Source organism: Variovorax sp. GW822-FHT04E09 (genome assembly GCF_058800845.1).
Genome location: NZ_JBXAMR010000006.1, coordinates 275,100 through 292,174 on the forward strand (window position 1 = coordinate 275,100; position 17,075 = coordinate 292,174).

A 17,075-nucleotide genomic window follows, 5' to 3' on the forward strand; every position below is an offset into this window, starting at 1 on the left:
ATGGCCGACGAGGCGCTCGAGGTTTCCGCACCGCCGCAGCGCCGGGCCTGGGTCGTCGCCTTCGCGCGCCTGCGCTCGCTGTGGAAGCGCTGGTTCCTCTGGCTGCTGCTGGCGGTGCTGGTGTCGGCGCTGCTGGTCACCGTCGTGTGGCTGGCCGGCCGGCATGAGGTCGAGCAGGTGCAGGCGGCATTGGAGCGCGACACCGCCGACGCCGTCGTCGACCTGCGCAGCGGCCTGCAGCGCAACGCCCAGAGCCTGCGCGCCACGCTCGCGCCGGGCATGGAGCGCACGCACTGGGCCGACCGCGCGGCGGCGCAGCTGCGCGAGCACCGCGAATGGCTGCGGCTCGAGTGGCGCGATGCGCAGCTGCAACCCATCGAGGCCGTGAACACGCCCTACCGCACGCGCATCCTCGAAGAGAGCAACCGCGGTCCCGCGCAGGCCGACGTGGCGCAGGCCTGCGCCACCGCGCGCAAGGCCGGTGCGCCCGCCTATTCGCCCAGCCACTACGTGCCCGTGGCCGGCGGCGGCGGCGTCGAGGTGATGGAGCTGTGCCTGCCGATGGACGCCGGTGACTACCTGGTGGCCAGCTATTCGCTGCGCGACACGCTGGTCGAGCTGGTCGGCCCCACGCTCACGCGCGGGCAGGAGGTCGCCTTCACCGAGGCCGACGGCACGCGGCTGGTGGCGCTGGGCACCTCGCGGCGCATCGGCACGCGCGTGTTCACCTCGCAGCAGCGCATCGACCTGCCGGGCGCCTCGCTCATGCTGCGCGTGGACGGCTGGCGCGCCGCGCCCGACCTGTTCCCGAACATGCTCACGGCGCTGGTCACGGCGATCTCGATCGCGCTCGTGTCGGTGCTCGTGCTGCTGGCGCGCGACACCCGCCGCCGCCTGCGCGCCGAGCGTGACCTGGCCGACGCGCTGGCCTTTCGCAAGGCGATGGAAGACTCGGTCATCACCGGCCTGCGCGCGCGCGACCTGCAGGGGCGCATCACCTACGTCAACCCGGCCTTCTGCGAGATGGTCGGCTTCACGCCCGAAGAGCTCATGGCCGACAGCGTCGAGGCGCCGTACTGGCCGACCGAGCTGGCGCACGAGTACCACCTGCGCCAGACGCGCCGCTTCGCCGGCGGCCTGCCGCCGCGCGAGGGCTTCGAGTCGGTCTTCATGCGCAAGGACGGCACGCGCTTTCCGGTGCTCATCTTCGAGGCGCCGCTGATCAACGCGCACAAGGTGCAGACCGGCTGGATGAGCGCCTTCATCGACGTGAGCGAGCAGCGCCGCGTCGAGGAACTCTCGCGCGCCAGCCAGGAGCGCCTGCAGGCCAGCGCGCGCCTGGCCACCGTGGGCGAGATGGCCTCGCTGCTGAGCCACGAGCTCACCCAGCCGCTGGCCGCCATCGCCAGCTACGCCACCGGCTCGCTCAACCTGATCGGGCCCGAGGCGCGCGGCGAGCAGGCCGAGGTGGCCATGGCCGTGAGGCGCATCGCCGAGCAGGCCGACCGCGCGGGCCAGGTGATCCGCAGCGTGCACGACTTCGTGCGCCGGCGCGACCGCATGCGCGAGGCCGTGGCGCCGCAGGCGCTCATCGACGCCGTGCTGCCGCTGGTGCGGCTGCAGGCGCGCAAGCTCGACGTGACGATCGAGATCGTGTGCGAAGAGCGCCTGCCCGCCGTGGTGTGCGACCGCACGCTGGTCGAGCAGGTGCTGCTGAACCTGGCGCGCAACGCCATGCAGGCCATGGACGGCGCCGACCACACGCCCGGCAGCCGCGTGCTGCGCCTGCGCGTGGCGCGCGCCCTGCCGGTGGGCGCCACCGTGCCGGCCGACGGCCGCCGCTGGCTCGAGTTCTCCGTGGCCGACCTGGGCTGCGGCATCAGCGAGGAGGTGGCGGCGCGCCTGTTCACGCCCTTCTTCACCACGCGCCCCGACGGCATGGGCCTGGGCCTGAGCCTGTGCCGCACCGTGGTGGAGCAGCACGGCGGCGCACTGATGTTCGAGCCCAACCGCCCCCGGGGCACTGTCTTCAGGTTTACGCTCCCGACTGCGGGATAGCCGCCTTTTTCTTCTTCTTCGTTTTCTCTGTTCCGCTGGACCTCATGGCATGCAACCGCTGATCGATGGCTTGATCTTTATCGTGGACGACGACGCCAGCGTGCGCGAGGCGCTGGCCTGGCTGCTGCGTTCGCGCCGCCTGGCCAGCGAGCACTTCGGCAGCGCCGAGGCCTTCGAGCAGTACTTGGACGAAGCGCCGCTGCCCGACCAGCCGCGCTGCCTGCTGCTGGACGTGCGCATGCCCGGCATGAGCGGGCTGGTGCTGTTCGACCGGCTGGCCGAACGCGGCCTGCTGGCCGAGATGCCCGTGATCTTCCTGACCGGCCATGCCGACGTGCCCACCGCCGTCGAGGCGGTCAAGCGCGGGGCCTTCGACTTCTGCGAGAAGCCGTTCTCGGACAACGCGCTGGTCGACCGCATCGAGCAGGCGCTGGGCATGTCGCAGCGCGCGCTCGAGGTGCAGCGCGTGCGCCGCGGCCTGGCCGACCGCATCGCCGAGCTGACCGACCGCGAGCGCGACGTGATGCGCCTCGTGGTCGAGGGCCTGCCGAACAAGCTCATCGCCGACCAGCTCGCGATCAGCGTGCGCACGGTGGAGGTCCACCGGGCGCGCGTGTTCGAGAAGATGGAAGTGAAGTCGGCGGTGGAGCTGGCCAACCGCCTGCGCGACCTCTAGCCCGCAGGCCGGACCTCAGCTGTGCACGTGCTGCGCCGCGCCGTCGCGCGTGGCCATCTCCAGCATGCTGCGGCCGTCGACGATGCCGACGACGTTGCCGTCCTCGCCCAGCCCGGCAATCGCGCCCTCGAACACGCAGAACAGCACGCAACCGCCGTCGGAGCGTGGCTGGTGGATGTCGCCGGCGGGCTCGTGCATGTAGTCGCCTGGGCGGCCGATGTCGTTGCGCTCGTAGTAGATGTCGCCTTCGAGCACGATCACCTCGATGGCGCCCAGGTGGTGATGGACCGGCGCCTCGGTGCCGGGATCGACCTTCAGCAGGCAGGTGAAGCCGCCGCTGCGCCGGTTGATGCTCAGCAGCTTGTAGGCCACGCCGGGCATGACCCACGGCTTCCATGGATAGCTCTCGAGCTTCTGGAAATGCGGGTACGGCAGCGTGATGCGCGCATGGGCGGCGCTGGCGGGCGGCGTGGCTTTCAGGGCGGTCAGGGTCATGGTGTCTCCGTGGGTGACGCGGCCGGAATCGGCCTGCCAAGCCAGTCTAGGAGCAGCTTCCCACGCCATGGCATGTTGGCCCGAACGAAGCACGGGATGTCGAAAGCGGCGCGCTTTTGCGCAAGTTGCAGCGCCGTTCAGCGCATGCGGCGGTAGGTGCTTGGCGCCACGCCGACGAATGCACGGAAGCGCGTCGAGAAGTACGCGGCGCTGCCAAAGCCCATGCGCGCGGCCACGGCCTCGACGGGCAGGTCGCTGGTGCGCAGCAGTTCGGCGGCGCCTTCCAGGCGGCGGCGCAGCAGGTACTGGTAGGGCGCCATGCCGCTGGCCGCCTTGAAGCTGCGGATGAAGTGGTCCTGCGACAGGTGCACCAGCCCTGCCAGGTCGGCCAGCCCCAGGGGCGTGGCCAGGTGCGCGTCGATGTGCTCGGTCACGTGGCGCAGCTGCCGCGGCGTCAGGACCGGCTGCCGGCGCGCGCCCTCCGTGCGCGGCAGCGCACCGCGCCCCGGTGCGCAGTGGCGCCGCACGAGGTGATGGGCCAGCAGGTGCTGGCTCTGCGAGAGCAGCAGCGAATCGGGGCTCGCGGGCACGCTGCCGTACAGCTCCACCTCGCTCACCAGCATCTGGAAGAAGCCTTGCAGCCACGGGTCGCGGATCGCGAAGAAGGGGTCGATCTCCACCGCCGGCCCGAGGCCTTCCTCGGCGGCGACGCGCGCGATCAGCGCCTGGCCGATGTACAGGTGCACCACGCCGCAGCGCCCGCCGATTTCCCATTCGGTGCCGTCGCAGGGGATGAAGCTCACGCTGCCCAGCCGCGAACGCGAGGCGACGAGCTTGCCGCGTTCGTACTTGCGCACCGCCGTGCTGCCGTTCTCGTGCAGCACCAGCACGTGATGCGCCGCGCCGTGGAAGGGCAGCCAGCACGCGTCCTGCTGCCAGCGGGCGGCGAACAGCTGGTCGCCGCCGGTCACGAGGTACTGGGGTTGCGCACCGGTGCCCGCGGCGATGATGTCCGGGGCGAAACGGGATGCGACGTGGGATGCGACGCTCGATGGGGCCGGCGCGATGGCGTTCATCGGAGTTTCCTCTCGTGTCCGCCCGGCACGCGGTGCGCGCGCCGCGTGCAGGCCGCGCGATGTTAGGGCCGGCGGTGCCGTGCCCTCATGCGGGATTTCCTGACGGTGCCGCGCGACGTGCGCGCAGCACCTGGGCTCAGATCTTCTCGGCGACGAAGATTTCGACGCGGCGGTTCTGCGCGCGGCCGGCGGCCGTGCCGTTGTCCGCCAGCGGCTCGCGCGAGCCGCGGCCGTCGGTGGTGATCACGGTGGTCGACACGCCGCGGCCCACCAGGTGGTTGCGCACGCTGTCGGCGCGGCTCACCGAGAGGCGCTCGTTGCCTTCCTCGCTGCCCGTGCTGTCGGTGTGGCCGACCACGCGCAGGCTGGCGGTGGTGGCGCTCTTCAGGCCTTCGGCGACCTTGTCCAGCACCTGCGCCAGGTTGCGCTTGACGTTGGCGCGGCCCGTGTCGAACGAGAGTTCATTCGGAATCACGACGTGAAGCTGGTTGTCGGCGGTCTGCGAGATCACCACGCCGGTGCCCTTGGTGGAGCTTTCGAGCTCGGCCTTCAACGCGTCCAGTCGGGCGGTCCAGCTGTTGGCCGGTGCGGCCTGCTGTGCGGCCGGTGCTTCGGCCGGCGGGGTCGACGATGCGCACCCCGCGATGAACAACACAGCGGCCAGGGCCGCGCTAGACACAACAAACTTCCTCATGAATTTTCCCTCTGCTTGGACCAATGAAAACTGAAGCGGGAACCGGCCGTTCGATAGGGCGGCCGGTTTCCCGGTGGGACGGCGATCAGCCGCGCTGTGCGCGCTCGCCCACGTAGATCTCGACGCGGCGGTTCTGTGCCCGGCCGGCGTCGCTGTTGTTGTCGGCCACCGGCTCATGCGAGCCACGGCCTTCGATGCGGAATGCCGCGGCGCTCACGCCGCGTGCCACCAGGTAGTCGCGCGTGCTGGCAGCGCGGTCCACCGACAGCGGGTTGTTGATGGCGTCGGAGCCGGTGCTGTCGGTGTGGCCGATGATGCGCACCTCGGCGTTCGGGTTGTTGCGCAGGCCGTTGGCGAACTGGTCGAGCACGGGCGCGAAGTTCGACTTGATGTTGGAGCGGCCCACGTCGAACGACACGTCGCTCGGAATGGCGAGCTTGAGCTCGTTGTTGGCCGTCTGCGTCACGGCCACGCCGGTGCCCTGGGTGGCGGCTTCCATCTGGCGCTTCTGGTTTTCCATGCGCTGCGACCACAGGTAGCCGCCGAGTGCGCCGGCCGCCGCACCGACCACCGCGCCCGTGCCGATGGCACCGCGGTTGCCGCCGGTGGCCGAGCCGATGGCGGCGCCGCCGAGCGCGCCGATGCCGGCACCGATGCCGGTGTTGCGCTGGGTGTCGGTCATTCCGCCGGCACAGCCGGACAGGACGAGGGCAGCTGCGGTGGTTGCAAGAACGAACTTTTTCATGGCGATCCCTTTCAAGGTTGAATCAAGCGGGCCACAGCTTAGCCCCCGGCGGGTATGCGATGGTACGTGCTCAAAGCCCTACGGAAAATAAGAAAACTTTCGCCATCGCCCGTGAATGCTGCGATGATTGCTACTAAAGTTGTAGCAATGGGGTGCTTGTCCGACAGTGGGCCGCGCCGTGTGGCTACACGAGCAATTCACACTTTGGGCGGCGGATCGGTGTCCTCACGCTCGGCGTCGGGGTCGTCATGCAATTCACCCTTGTTGCGCCCGGAAAACATGGTCCACCAGATGATCAAGATCAGGACGAGTCCCGCGGCGAGGGCTTCAAGCAGAATCAAACCCATGAGAAATGGACTCCAGTGGCTGGTCGGGCTTGCGATCGTAGCAACGCTTGCCGGCTGTTCCCTCGGCCCCCGCGCCCCCGACACCCCCACCCGACCCACCGTCACCCCGCCGCGCGACCTCGGTCCGCTGACCGGATCGCTCGCGCATCCGAAAAGCCGCTGGGTGCCCGTGGGCTGGTCCGAACTGCCGGGCTTCAGCGAAGACCCGCTGCATGAGGCGTGGATCGCGCTGCTGGCCAACTGCGCACGCCCCAACGCCGCCTTCGCGCCGCTGTGCCGCGAGGTGCGCCAGCTCGCCATCGCCACGCCCGAGGCGCAGCGCCGCTGGATGACCGACCGGCTGCAGCCCTACCGCGTCGAATCGCTCGCGGGGCAGAGCGAAGGCAAGCTCACCAGCTACTACGAGCCCGTGTACGAAGCCTCGCGCGTGCCCTCGGCCGGCTTCAGCGTGCCGCTGTACCAGGCGCCCGACGGCCTCGTGCCCAAGCGCCCCTGGTTCACGCGCCAGGAGATCGAGACCCTGCCCGAGGCCCAGGCCGCGCTGCGCGGTCGCGAGATCGCCTGGATGGCCGACCCCATCGACGCGCTGATGCTGCACATCCAAGGCTCGGGCCGCTTGCGCATCACCGAGGCCAACGGCTACCAGCACACCGTGCGCGTGGCCTACGCGGCCACCAACGAGCAGCCGTACCGCAGCGTGCAGCAGTGGTTGATGAGCCAGGGCGTGGCCAAGGTCGGCAAGTGGCCCGACGACACCAAGGCCTGGGTGGCGCAGAACCCGCAGCGCGTGTCGCAGCTGCTGTGGAGCAACCCGCGCTACGTGTTCTTCCGCGAAGAGACCATGAGCGAACTCGACGCCGCCTTCGGCCCGCGCGGCGCGCAGGGCGTGCCGCTGACGGCGGGGCGCTCCATCGCGGTCGACCGCGAGAGCATTCCCTACGGCACGCCGGTGTGGCTCGCCTCGAACGGCCCGACCGCGCAGCTGCAGAAGCTGGTGGTGGCGCAGGACACCGGCAGCGCCATCCTGGGCGCCGTGCGCGCCGACTACTTCGCCGGCACCGGCGCCGAGGCCGGACGGCTGGCCGCGAGCGTGAACCAGCCGCTGCGGCTGTGGGCGTTGTGGCCGAGGCAGTTGCCGGCGCCCTGAGGGCCATTTCTCGTTCTTGAACGACACGACGGCGCGGTGATCCCGCGCCGTTTTGCATGCCGCCGGCCGGTGCGTGGGCGGGGTGTGGTCGTGGCGGTCGTCATCGTTCTGTCATGCGCGATGCATGCCTTCGTCATGGGCGCCTTTTAAGGTCTGCGCCCTGACAGAGGTCGACTTTCGGCCTCATGCCGAACCACCCACGATCCCTGGAAAACAAATGACTGATCAAGCCAAGGCGCCCGGCGCCTCCCGCCGTCACGCCCTGAAACTGCTGGGCGCCGCCCCGATGCTCCCGCTGGGCGGCGTCGCCTTCCTCACCGCCTGCGGCGGTGGCGGCGGCGGTGGCCAGGCCTTCCCGCCCTTCGTGGTGCCGCCGCCGGCCCCCGCGCCGGCACCCGCACCGGCTGCGCAGTTCGTGTCGGCCGAATTCAACGGCATGGCCGCGCCCACGCTGGCCGACCCGGCCGCCATGGCCACGAACACGGTCGGCTCCACGCTCAAGGTGTCGTTCGACAACGGCAGCTCTACCGAATACCGCCTGGCCTACCAGCCCTTCTTCCTGACCGGCGACATGGTGCCGGACGGCAAGGGCGGCAAGATCCTCGCGGGCGGCTACGTCGACATCAAGAACCAGCCGATCATCGACGCCTCGGTGGCGGGCAAGGAGCGCCAGTTCTTCTCGGACAGCCCGGACGGCACCTCGCTGATCTCGCTGCCCAACGCCAACGTGCCCGGCGTCAAGGGCAAGGCGGTGTTCGCCGTTGTGCAGTTCGAATACACCAGTCGCAACCTGAAGGGCGACAACACCTACGGCACGCTGCCTTCGCCCATCGCGGTGCTCACGCTCGACCAGGACCAGACCACCGGCAAGCTGAGCCTGGTCAAGTACCACAACGTCGACATGTCGAGCGCCCACGGCCTGTGGATCACCTGCGGCGCCAGCCTGTCGCCGTGGAACACCCACCTGTCCAGCGAAGAGTACGAGCCCGACGCGACCACCGCCGCCGGCACCGACATGTTCAAGGCCTACAGCAAGAACGTGTTCGGCGACGAGACCAAGGCCAACCCGTACCACTACGGCCACCTGCCCGAGGTCACCGTGAACCCCGACGGCACCGGCAGCGTGAAGAAGCACTACTGCATGGGCCGCATCTCGCACGAGCTGATCCAGGTCATGCCCGACAACCGCACCGCCATCATGGGCGACGACTACACCAACGGCGGCTTCTTCATGTTCGTCGCCGACAAGGAAAAAGACCTGTCGGCCGGCACGCTCTACGTGGCCCGCTACGAGGCCGGCTACTCGATCGACCCTGCCGCCGCATCCACCACCAAGATGACGTGGATCAACCTGGGTCATGCCACCAGCGCCGAGATCGAAGCACTGGCCGGTTCGCTCAAGGCCACCGACATCATGGACGTGACCACCACCAACCCCGCCGACCCCACGTACACCCACATGTTCCTGGACGGCAAGGAAAGCTGGGGCCGCGTAAAGCCCGGCATGGAAAAGGCCGCGGCCTTCCTGGAAACCCACCGCTACGCCAACGTGAAGGGCGCCAGCATGGCCTTCACCAAGATGGAAGGCACCACCGTCAACATCAAGGACAAGGTGGCCTACTCCGCGCTGCAGAACATCCAGGACTCGATGGTCAGCGGCGGCAAGGGCTGGTCGGCGGCCAACAACATCGCGCTGCCCAAGAAGCTCAGCGCCGGCGGCGTGATGGCGCACAACCTTGCGGGCGGCCAGAAGGACACCGACGGCAAGTCCATCAACAGCGACTGGGTGCCGACGCAGACCCGCGCGCTGATCGTGGGCGAAGACCTCCCCACGCCCGACGCGCTGGGCAACACCTCCAGCCCCGACAAGATCGGCAACCCCGACAACATCAAGTTCTCGGAAAAGCTGCGCACGCTGTTCATCGGCGAGGACAGCAGCAGCCACGTCAACAACTTCCTGTGGGCCTACAACATCGACACCAAGAAGCTCTCGCGCCTCATGTCGATCCCCGCGGGCGGCGAATCGACCGGCCTGCATGCCGTGGACGAGATCAACGGCTGGACCTACATCATGAGCAATTTCCAGCACGCGGGTGACTGGGGCGGCATCCACTCGAAGGTGCAGGCCACGCTCGACCCGCTGGTGCGCGCCAACTACAAGGACCGCTACGCCGCGGCCGTCGGCTACCTCACGGCCGACCCGATCCAGATCAAGCTGGCGAAGTAAGGCGAGGCTGCCGCTGCGGCGGCTTGCGCTTGCTTCAGGACGGCGCTGCTGGCAACGGCAGCGCCGTTTTGTATCTCACCTGCTTGAGCGCAAAGCTCGAGCGGATCTTCTCGATCCCCGGAATCGGCGTGAGCTGCTCCATGATGAAGCGCTCCAGCGCCGCCATGTCGGCCACGGCGATGCGGATCAGGTAGTCGCTGTCGCCGGTCATCAGGTAGCACTCCATCACCTCGTCGTGCTCGGCGATGCGCTGCTCGAAGTCGGCCAGCGACTGCTTGCTCTGCGTCGTCAGGCTGATCGAGATGAACACGTTGAGCCCCAGGCCCAGCGCCTTGGCGTTCGCCAGTGCCACATAGCGGTCGATCACGCCGCTGGTCTCCAGCACCTTCACGCGCGCCAGGCAGGGCGAGGGCGACAGGTGCACGCGGCGCGCCAGTTCGACGTTCGACAGGGCGCCGTCGCGTTGCAGCTCGTCGAGAATGCGCAGGTCGATGGCGTCGAGTTCCATGAAATTCCGTGAAGCGCTTGGGTCGCGGCATTTTATGCTTGCGAATAGCCATGAAGTCGCAGGTGCCGGTAGCTAATTTTCCGCAAGGCGGCTTAAAGTGCTGGCATGAACGCCCCGATCTCCGCCGACCAGATGCGCGCCCTGTTGCTCGACACGCCGCCGTCGCACGACCCCGACCCTGAAGAGACCGCCGAATGGCGCGACGCCTTCCTGGCGCTGGCGCAGACGCAAGGTCCGCAGCGCGCGCGCCAGATGCTGGCCGAGCTGGCGCGCCTGGCGCGGCAGCAGCGCATCGGCTGGCAGCCCGAGCTGGCCACGCCGTACGTCAACACCATCGCCGCGGCCGACCAGCCGCCGTTCCCGGGTGACCTCGCGGTGGAAGAAAAGCTCGCTTCGCTCATGCGCTGGAACGCGCTCGCCATGGTGGCCAAGGCCAACCAGGCGTACGGCGAACTCGGCGGCCACATCGCCAGCTACGCGAGCGCGGCCGATCTGTTCGAAACCGGCTTCAACCACTTCTTCCACGCACGCAGCCCGGCGCACCGCGGCGACCTCGTGTTCTTCCAGCCGCACAGCGCGCCCGGCGTGTATGCGCGGGCCTACCTCGAAGGCCGCCTGAGCGAAGAAGACCTGAACCACTACCGCCAGGAACTCACCGCCCCGGCCTTCACCGACGGCAGCGGCGCGCGCGGCCTGTGCAGCTACCCGCACCCGTACCTGATGCCGGACTTCTGGCAGTTCCCCACCGGCTCGATGGGCATCGGCCCGATCAGCTCGATCTACCACGCGCGCTTCATGCGCTACCTCACGCACCGCAACCTCTTGAACTGCGAAGGCCGCAAGGTCTGGGGCGTGTTCGGCGACGGCGAGATGGACGAGCCCGAATCGATGAGCGCCCTGACGCTCGCCGCGCGCGAAAAGCTCGACAACCTCGTGTGGGTCGTCAACTGCAACCTGCAGCGCCTGGACGGCCCGGTGCGCGGCAACGGCCGCATCATCGACGAGCTCGAAAAGCTCTTTGCCGGCGCCGGCTGGAACGTCGTCAAGCTCGTGTGGGGCAGCGACTGGGACGGCCTGTTCGCGCAGGACGTGAGCGGCGCACTCGCGCGCGTGTTCGCCGAAACCGTCGACGGCCAGATGCAGACCTTCGCCGCGAAGGACGGCCGCTTCAACCGCGACAACTTCTTCGGCCAGAACCCCGAGCTCGCGCGGCTGGCCGAAGGCATGACCGACGAGCAGATCGACCGCCTGAAGCGCGGCGGCCACGACCTCGTGAAGATCCATGCCGCGTACGCCGCCGCTGCCGCCCACAAGGGCCAGCCCACCGTCATCCTGGCCCACACGAAGAAGGGCTACGGCATGGGCAGCGCCGCGCAGGGCAAGATGACCACGCACTCGCACAAGAAGATGGGCGACGTCGACCTCATCGAGTTCCGCGACCGCTTCAACCTGCCGCTCACCGACGCGCAGGCCACCGCGATGGACTTCTACCGCCCGGCCGAAGACAGCGCCGAGATGCGCTACCTGCGCCAGCACCGCGAAGCGCTCGGCGGCGCCATGCCGCGCCGCGAGACCGCCTGCGACGTCGTGCCCAAGCCCGACATCGCGGCCTACGCGCAGTTCGCCACGGCCGCCGCGGGCAAGGAGATGAGCACCACCATGGCCTTCGTGCGCATGCTGGGCAACCTCATGAAGGACAAGGCCCTGGGCCCGCGCATCGTGCCCATCGTGGCCGACGAGGCGCGCACCTTCGGCATGGCCAACCTGTTCAAGCAGGTGGGCATCTATTCGAGCGTGGGCCAGCGCTATGCGCCGGAAGACATCGGCTCGGTGCTGAGTTATCGCGAAGCCACCGACGGGCAAATTCTTGAAGAAGGCATCAGCGAGGCCGGCGCCATCGCGAGCTGGACGGCCGCCGCCACCAGCTACAGCGTGCACGGCCTGGCGATGCTGCCGTTCTACATCTACTACTCGATGTTCGGCTTCCAGCGCGTGGGCGACGCCATCTGGGCTGCCGCCGACCAGCGCGCACGCGGCTTCCTGCTGGGCGCCACGTCGGGGCGCACCACGCTCGGCGGCGAAGGCCTGCAGCACCAGGACGGCAGCAGCCACCTCGTGGCCGCGACGATTCCCAACTGCAAGGCCTACGACCCGGCCTTCGCGGGCGAGATGGCGGTCATCGTCGACGCGGGCATCCGCGAGATGATGGTCGAGCAGCAGGACGTGTTCTATTACGTCACGCTCATGAACGAGAACTACGCGCAACCCGACCTGCCGGCCGGCGCCGAGGCCGACATCCTGCGCGGCTGCTACCGCTTCGGCACGTATGCACCGGCATCGGGCAAGGCGAAGCAGAGCGTCACGCTGCTGGGCTCGGGCGCGATCCTCACCGAGGTCATCAAGGCCGCGCAGCAACTGGCCGACGAAGGCATCGCGGCCGAGGTGTTCAGCGTCACGAGCTGGAGCGAACTCGCGCGCGACGGCCAGGCCTGCGAGCAGCGCGCCCTGGCCGGCGAAAAGGACGCCGGCACGCCCTTCGTCGCGCAGCAGCTCGGCAAAGGCAGCAAGGCCCCGATCGTCGCCGCCACCGACTACGTGCGCGCCCTGCCCGAGAGCGTGCGCGCCTTCCTGCCCGAAGGCCGCCGCTACCTCACGCTGGGCACCGACGGCTTCGGTCGCAGCGACACGCGCGCCGCGCTGCGCGGTTTCTTCGGCGTGGACGCGGCGAGCATCGCGCGGGCCGCGCGGCACGCGCTCGGCGCCTGACGCCAGCGCGGCCATGCGGCGTGACGGTGCGGTGCCTGCGTTAGAGTCGCAGGCCCCACCGCCTTCCCGCGCCCATGACCGCCCGCTTCCAGTCCCTTGCTCCCGCCGTCCGCCTGGCCGACCAGGTGGCGGAAGCGCTCGTGGCCGAGGTGCGCAGCGGGCGCCTGTCGGAAGGCGACCGGCTGCCCGCCGAGACCGCCTTGGCCACCCAGTTCGGCGTGAGCCGCACGGTGGTGCGCGAGGCGGTGTCGCGGCTGAAGTCGCTCGGGCTGGTCGATTCGCGACAGGGCAGCGGCGTGTACGTGCGCGCCGCGGGCGTGGAGCCGCTTCGCTTCGAGATGCCGCACGTGGCGTCGCGCGAAGCGGTGGTGCAGATGGTCGAGCTGCGCCGCGCGCTCGAGGCCGAGGTGGCCGCGCTCGCGGCCGAGCGCCGCACGCCCGAGGACATGCTGCGCATCCGCGACGCCATCGATGCGTTGCACGCGGCGGTGTCGATGGGCGGCAACGGGGCCGACGAGGACGTGCGCTTTCACCGCGCCATCGCCGAGGCCGCGCGCAACCCCTTCCTCATCGGGACGCTGCAGTACCTGCGGCAGTTCCTGCATGGCGCCACCCGCGTCACGCGTGCCAACGAGGCGCGCCGCGCCGACTTCGTGCGCGAGGTGGCGCAGGAACACGCGCGCATCGTCGAGGCCATCGACGCCGGCGACCCGCTGGCCGCGCGCGAAGCCGCCAAGGCCCACATGGACAACGCCATCCGCCGCATCGAGCAGGCCGACCCGGCCTTCTGGCAGCAGGAAGGCGCCCAGCTCGCCCGACCCTTGGTCGAAGGCTGGCCGGCGGGCAAGTAAGCCCACGCTCACAACTTTTCGGCAGGGCAAAATGTGCGGGTTATCCCGTATCCGGGAGCTTGTCTTAAATTTGTATGATGACCTGACAAGTAAGGGGCGACCGCGCCGCAGGGTGACGGGACGACCCCGTTTTTTCATCCAGCGGACTCCCTCCCAATGACTTCCACCCTCCAGGCCGGCGCGCCCCTCGCGGCTGACGCGCCCGACGCCGCGCTCGAAAAACGCGCCTACGCCAAGGTGTTCTGGCGCCTCGTGCCCTTCCTGATGCTGTGCTACGTGGTCGCGTACCTCGACCGCGTGAACGTCGGCTTCGCCAAGCTGCAGATGGGCGCGGACCTCGGCTTCAGCGAAACCGTGTTCGGCCTGGGCGCCGGCATCTTCTTCCTGGGCTACTTCCTGTTCGAAGTGCCCAGCAACTTGCTGCTCAATCGCGTGGGCGCGCGCGTGTGGATCGCGCGGATCATGATCACCTGGGGCCTGCTGTCGGCCTGTTTCGTGTTCGTGGAAACGCCGACCAGCTTCTACATCCTGCGCTTCCTGCTCGGCGTGGCCGAGGCGGGCTTCTACCCCGGCGTGATCCTGTACCTGACGCACTGGTACCCGTCGCACCGGCGCGCGCGGATCATTGCGGTGTTCATGTCGGCGATTCCCGTGGCGGGCATCTTCGGCAACCCGCTGTCGGGCTGGATCATGGACGCCTTCCACGGCGTGTCGGCCATGCACGGCTGGCAGTGGATGTTCATCATCGAAGCCATTCCCGCCGTGCTGGTGGGCGTGATGGTGCTGTTCTACCTGGACAACGGCATCAAGCACGCACGCTGGCTCTCGCCTGAAGAGAAGAACCTGCTGCAGCGCGAGGTCGACCGCGACCAGGCGCACGGCGCCAAGGGCCCGCATTCGGTGGGCGCGATGTTCCGCGACGCGCGCGTGTGGTGGATGGCGCTCATCTACTTCGCCTTCGTGATGGGCCAGTACGCGCTGACCTTCTGGCTGCCCACGCTGGTGAAGGCCACGGGCGTGCAGGGCAACTTCAACATCGGCCTGCTCAGCGCCATTCCGTTCCTGTGCGCGATCGTCGCGATGAACCTGTTCGGCCGCAGCGCCGACGCGCGCCGCGAGCGCCGCTGGCACCTGATCATCCCCGCGATGATGGGTGCGGTGGGCTTCACCGTGGCCGCTTCGTACACGCAGAACACGGTCGTGTCGCTGACCTTCCTGTCGCTCGCGGCCGCCGGCGTGCTCACCTGCGCGCCGCTGTTCTGGTCGCTGCCCACCGCCTTCCTCTCGGGCACGGCGGCGGCCGCCGGCATCGCGGTCATCAACTCGGTGGGCAACCTCGCGGGCTTCGTGAGCCCGTACCTCATCGGCTACCTGAAGGACCTCACGGGCAGCACGCAGATCGGCATGTACGTGCTGGCCGGCGCGCTGGTGCTCGGTGCCATCGGCGTGTGGCTCACGCCCAAGCAGTTGGTCAACCGCTGATCGAAGGACGCACGACATGACTTCTTCTTCCAACACCACCCCCGTCGTCGGCCTCGTGGGCCTGGGCGCCATGGGCAGCGGCATGGCGCAATCGCTGCGCCGCGCGGGCCATGCGCCGCATGTGTTCGACGTGCGCCCCGGCGTGGCCGAAGCCTTCGCGCGCGAAGGCGGCACCGCCTGCGACACGCTGGCCGCGCTCGGCGCGCAATGTGACATCGTGGTCAGCGTGGTCGTCAACGCGGCGCAGACCGAGTCGGTGCTGTTCGGCGACGGCACCACGCCCGGCTGCGCGGCATCGATGAAGCCCGGCAGCCTGTTCGTGATGTGCTCCACCGTCGACCCGAACTGGTCGGTGGCGCTCGAGGCGCGCCTCGCGCAGCAGGGCATCCTGTACCTCGACGCGCCCATTTCCGGTGGCGCCGCCAAGGCCGCGAGCGGCCAGATGACGATGATGACCGCCGGCACGCCCGCCGCCTACGAGAAGGCCGGCGCCATGCTCGACGCGATGGCCGCCAAGGTCTACCGCCTGGGCGATTCGGCCGGCGCGGGCAGCAAGGTGAAGGTCATCAACCAGCTGCTGGCCGGCGTGCACATCGCCGCCGCGGCCGAAGCCATGGCACTGGGCCTGCGCGAAGGCGTGAACCCCGACGCGCTGTACGAGGTCATCACCCACAGCGCCGGCAACAGCTGGATGTTCGAGAACCGCATGGCCCACGTGCTGGCGGGCGACTACACGCCGCTGTCGGCCGTCGACATCTTCGTGAAGGACCTGGGCCTGGTGCTCGACGTGGCGCGCGCCAGCAAGTTTCCGCTGCCGCTGTCGTCCACCGCGCACCAGATGTTCATGCAGGCCTCCACGGCCGGCTTCGCGCGCGAAGATGACAGCGCGGTCATCAAGATCTTCCCGGGCATCGAGCTGCCCGTTGCGAAAGAATCGAAAAAATAACATCGAGCGCGAGCGCTCCACCGACCCAGGAAAGACACACACCATGAACGTTCTCATCACCGGCGGCTGCGGCTTCCTCGGCGCCCGCCTCGCCCGCACCCTGCTCGCCGGCGGCCCGCTCGCACTGGCCGGCGGCCAGCCCCAGGACATCGCACGCATCACGCTCGCCGACCGCGTGCCGCCGCCCGCCGACCTCGCGGCCGACGCGCGCATCCAGTTCGTGCAGGGCGACCTGTACGAACAGGCTGCCAACGGCGCATTGCCGCTGGCCGACACCGACGCCGTGTTCCACCTCGCCGCCGCCGTGAGCGGCGAGTGCGAGGCCGACTTCGACCTCGGCATGCGCAGCAACCTGGACACCACGCGCGCCCTGCTCGACGCCTGCCGCAGCGCGGGCCATGCGCCCGTGTTCGTGTTCTCCAGCTCCGTCGCCGTGTTCGGCGATTCGCCCGAGCAGCGCCTGCCCGCGGTGATCGAAGACACCACGCTGCCCACGCCGCAGAACAGCTACGGCATCCAGAAGTTCATCGGCGAGCAGCTGGTGGCCGACTACACGCGCAAGGGCTTCGTGCAGGGCCGCAACGTGCGGCTCATGACGGTGTCGGTGCGCCCGGGCCGTCCGAACGGCGCTGCCTCCAGCTTCCTGAGCGGCATGCTGCGCGAGCCGCTGGCCGGCGTGCGCGCACGCTGCCCCGTGGCGCCCGAGACGCCGGTCGCGCTGGCCTCGCCCGGCAACACCGTCGCCGGCATCGTGCGCGCGGCCACCGCCAGCGCCGCCGAATGGGGCGCGCGCACCGCCGTCAACCTGCCCGCGCTGACCACCACCGTGCGCGAAATGGCGCAGGCGCTCGAGCGCATCGCCGGCACCGAGGCCACCGCCCTCATCGACTGGGAGCCCGACGCCGCCATCGCGAAGATCGTCACCAGCTGGCCCAGCCGCATCCACGCCGCGCGCGCCGAGGCGCTGGGCCTGAAGGCCGACGCCAGCTTCGACGCCATCCTGCGCGACTACGTGCGCGAGAACGCGCAGGCGGTCACGCTGGCGCTGAAGGGCTGA

Annotated in this window: 15 protein-coding genes; 9 read left to right on the forward strand and 6 right to left on the reverse strand. The window is 69.3% G+C overall.

Translation table 11 applies throughout. The annotated features are described in order from the left end of the window. Together AC1RL8_RS24020 and AC1RL8_RS24025 are read left to right on the forward strand one after the other, a co-directional pair. A complete protein-coding gene (locus AC1RL8_RS24020; protein ID WP_492687046.1) occupies window positions 1-2,058 on the forward strand; it encodes a sensor histidine kinase in 2,058 nt (685 codons plus the stop codon). Between the two features lie 49 nt (window positions 2,059-2,107). Continuing rightward, complete coding sequence (locus AC1RL8_RS24025; protein ID WP_062480799.1) at window positions 2,108-2,734, forward strand: response regulator transcription factor; 627 nt, start codon at window positions 2,108-2,110, stop codon at window positions 2,732-2,734. 15 nt (window positions 2,735-2,749) lie between these two features. Here the strand turns inward: AC1RL8_RS24025 and AC1RL8_RS24030 are convergent, their stop codons facing one another. From AC1RL8_RS24030 to AC1RL8_RS24050, 5 genes are all read right to left on the reverse strand, one after another. Beyond that, window positions 2,750-3,229, reverse strand: coding sequence for a 2,4'-dihydroxyacetophenone dioxygenase family protein (locus tag AC1RL8_RS24030; RefSeq protein WP_159274136.1), 480 nt, complete (start codon window positions 3,227-3,229; stop codon window positions 2,750-2,752). Window positions 3,230-3,366: 137 nt separating this feature from the next. Next, window positions 3,367-4,305, reverse strand: a complete 939-nt coding sequence (locus tag AC1RL8_RS24035) for a helix-turn-helix domain-containing protein (protein WP_492687045.1) — start codon at window positions 4,303-4,305, stop codon at window positions 3,367-3,369. 136 nt (window positions 4,306-4,441) lie between these two features. After that, on the reverse strand, window positions 4,442-4,999 hold the full coding sequence (locus AC1RL8_RS24040) for an OmpA family protein (RefSeq protein WP_062480792.1): 558 nt from the start codon (window positions 4,997-4,999) through the stop codon (window positions 4,442-4,444). Window positions 5,000-5,084: 85 nt separating this feature from the next. Continuing rightward, window positions 5,085-5,744 carry a YiaD family glycine zipper/OmpA-like lipoprotein gene (locus AC1RL8_RS24045; RefSeq protein ID WP_062480790.1) on the reverse strand — a complete coding sequence of 220 codons (660 nt, stop codon included), beginning with the start codon at window positions 5,742-5,744 and terminating at the stop codon, window positions 5,085-5,087. A gap of 197 nt (window positions 5,745-5,941) precedes the next feature. Beyond that, window positions 5,942-6,091, reverse strand: a complete 150-nt coding sequence (locus AC1RL8_RS24050) for a hypothetical protein (protein WP_369645632.1) — start codon at window positions 6,089-6,091, stop codon at window positions 5,942-5,944. On the opposite strand from AC1RL8_RS24050, the gene mltA reads away from it, so the two are divergent. Both mltA and AC1RL8_RS24060 read left to right on the forward strand, forming a co-directional pair. Continuing rightward, the gene (mltA, locus tag AC1RL8_RS24055) at window positions 6,090-7,238 is read left to right on the forward strand and encodes a murein transglycosylase A (protein WP_492687044.1); all 1,149 of its coding nucleotides are present in this window, start codon (window positions 6,090-6,092) and stop codon (window positions 7,236-7,238) included. The genes AC1RL8_RS24050 and mltA overlap by 2 nt on opposite strands. 217 nt (window positions 7,239-7,455) lie before the next feature. Beyond that, the gene (locus AC1RL8_RS24060) at window positions 7,456-9,465 is read left to right on the forward strand and encodes a PhoX family protein (protein WP_492687043.1); all 2,010 of its coding nucleotides are present in this window, start codon (window positions 7,456-7,458) and stop codon (window positions 9,463-9,465) included. Between the two features lie 34 nt (window positions 9,466-9,499). On the opposite strand, the gene AC1RL8_RS24065 is transcribed toward AC1RL8_RS24060, so the two are convergent. After that, a complete protein-coding gene (locus AC1RL8_RS24065) occupies window positions 9,500-9,973 on the reverse strand; it encodes an Lrp/AsnC family transcriptional regulator (RefSeq protein WP_159279182.1) in 474 nt (157 codons plus the stop codon). 105 nt (window positions 9,974-10,078) lie between these two features. Between AC1RL8_RS24065 and mdeB the strand changes: the two genes are divergently transcribed. From mdeB to denD, 5 genes are all read left to right on the forward strand, one after another. Further along, window positions 10,079-12,739, forward strand: coding sequence for an alpha-ketoglutarate dehydrogenase (gene mdeB, locus AC1RL8_RS24070; RefSeq protein WP_159279183.1), 2,661 nt, complete (start codon window positions 10,079-10,081; stop codon window positions 12,737-12,739). A gap of 74 nt (window positions 12,740-12,813) precedes the next feature. Then, window positions 12,814-13,590: a FadR/GntR family transcriptional regulator gene (locus AC1RL8_RS24075; protein ID WP_492687042.1), complete on the forward strand. Its 777-nt coding sequence runs from the start codon at window positions 12,814-12,816 to the stop codon at window positions 13,588-13,590. Window positions 13,591-13,746: 156 nt separating this feature from the next. After that, window positions 13,747-15,072 (forward strand): MFS transporter, encoded by a 1,326-nt coding sequence (locus tag AC1RL8_RS24080; RefSeq protein WP_070063259.1) that lies wholly within the window; start codon window positions 13,747-13,749, stop codon window positions 15,070-15,072. Further along, on the forward strand, window positions 15,026-16,018 hold the full coding sequence (gene ltnD / locus AC1RL8_RS24085) for an L-threonate dehydrogenase (protein ID WP_492687041.1): 993 nt from the start codon (window positions 15,026-15,028) through the stop codon (window positions 16,016-16,018). The genes AC1RL8_RS24080 and ltnD overlap by 47 nt, the downstream gene beginning before the upstream one ends. A 43-nt stretch (window positions 16,019-16,061) precedes the next feature. Next, complete coding sequence (gene denD, locus AC1RL8_RS24090; RefSeq protein WP_492687040.1) at window positions 16,062-17,075, forward strand: D-erythronate dehydrogenase; 1,014 nt, start codon at window positions 16,062-16,064, stop codon at window positions 17,073-17,075.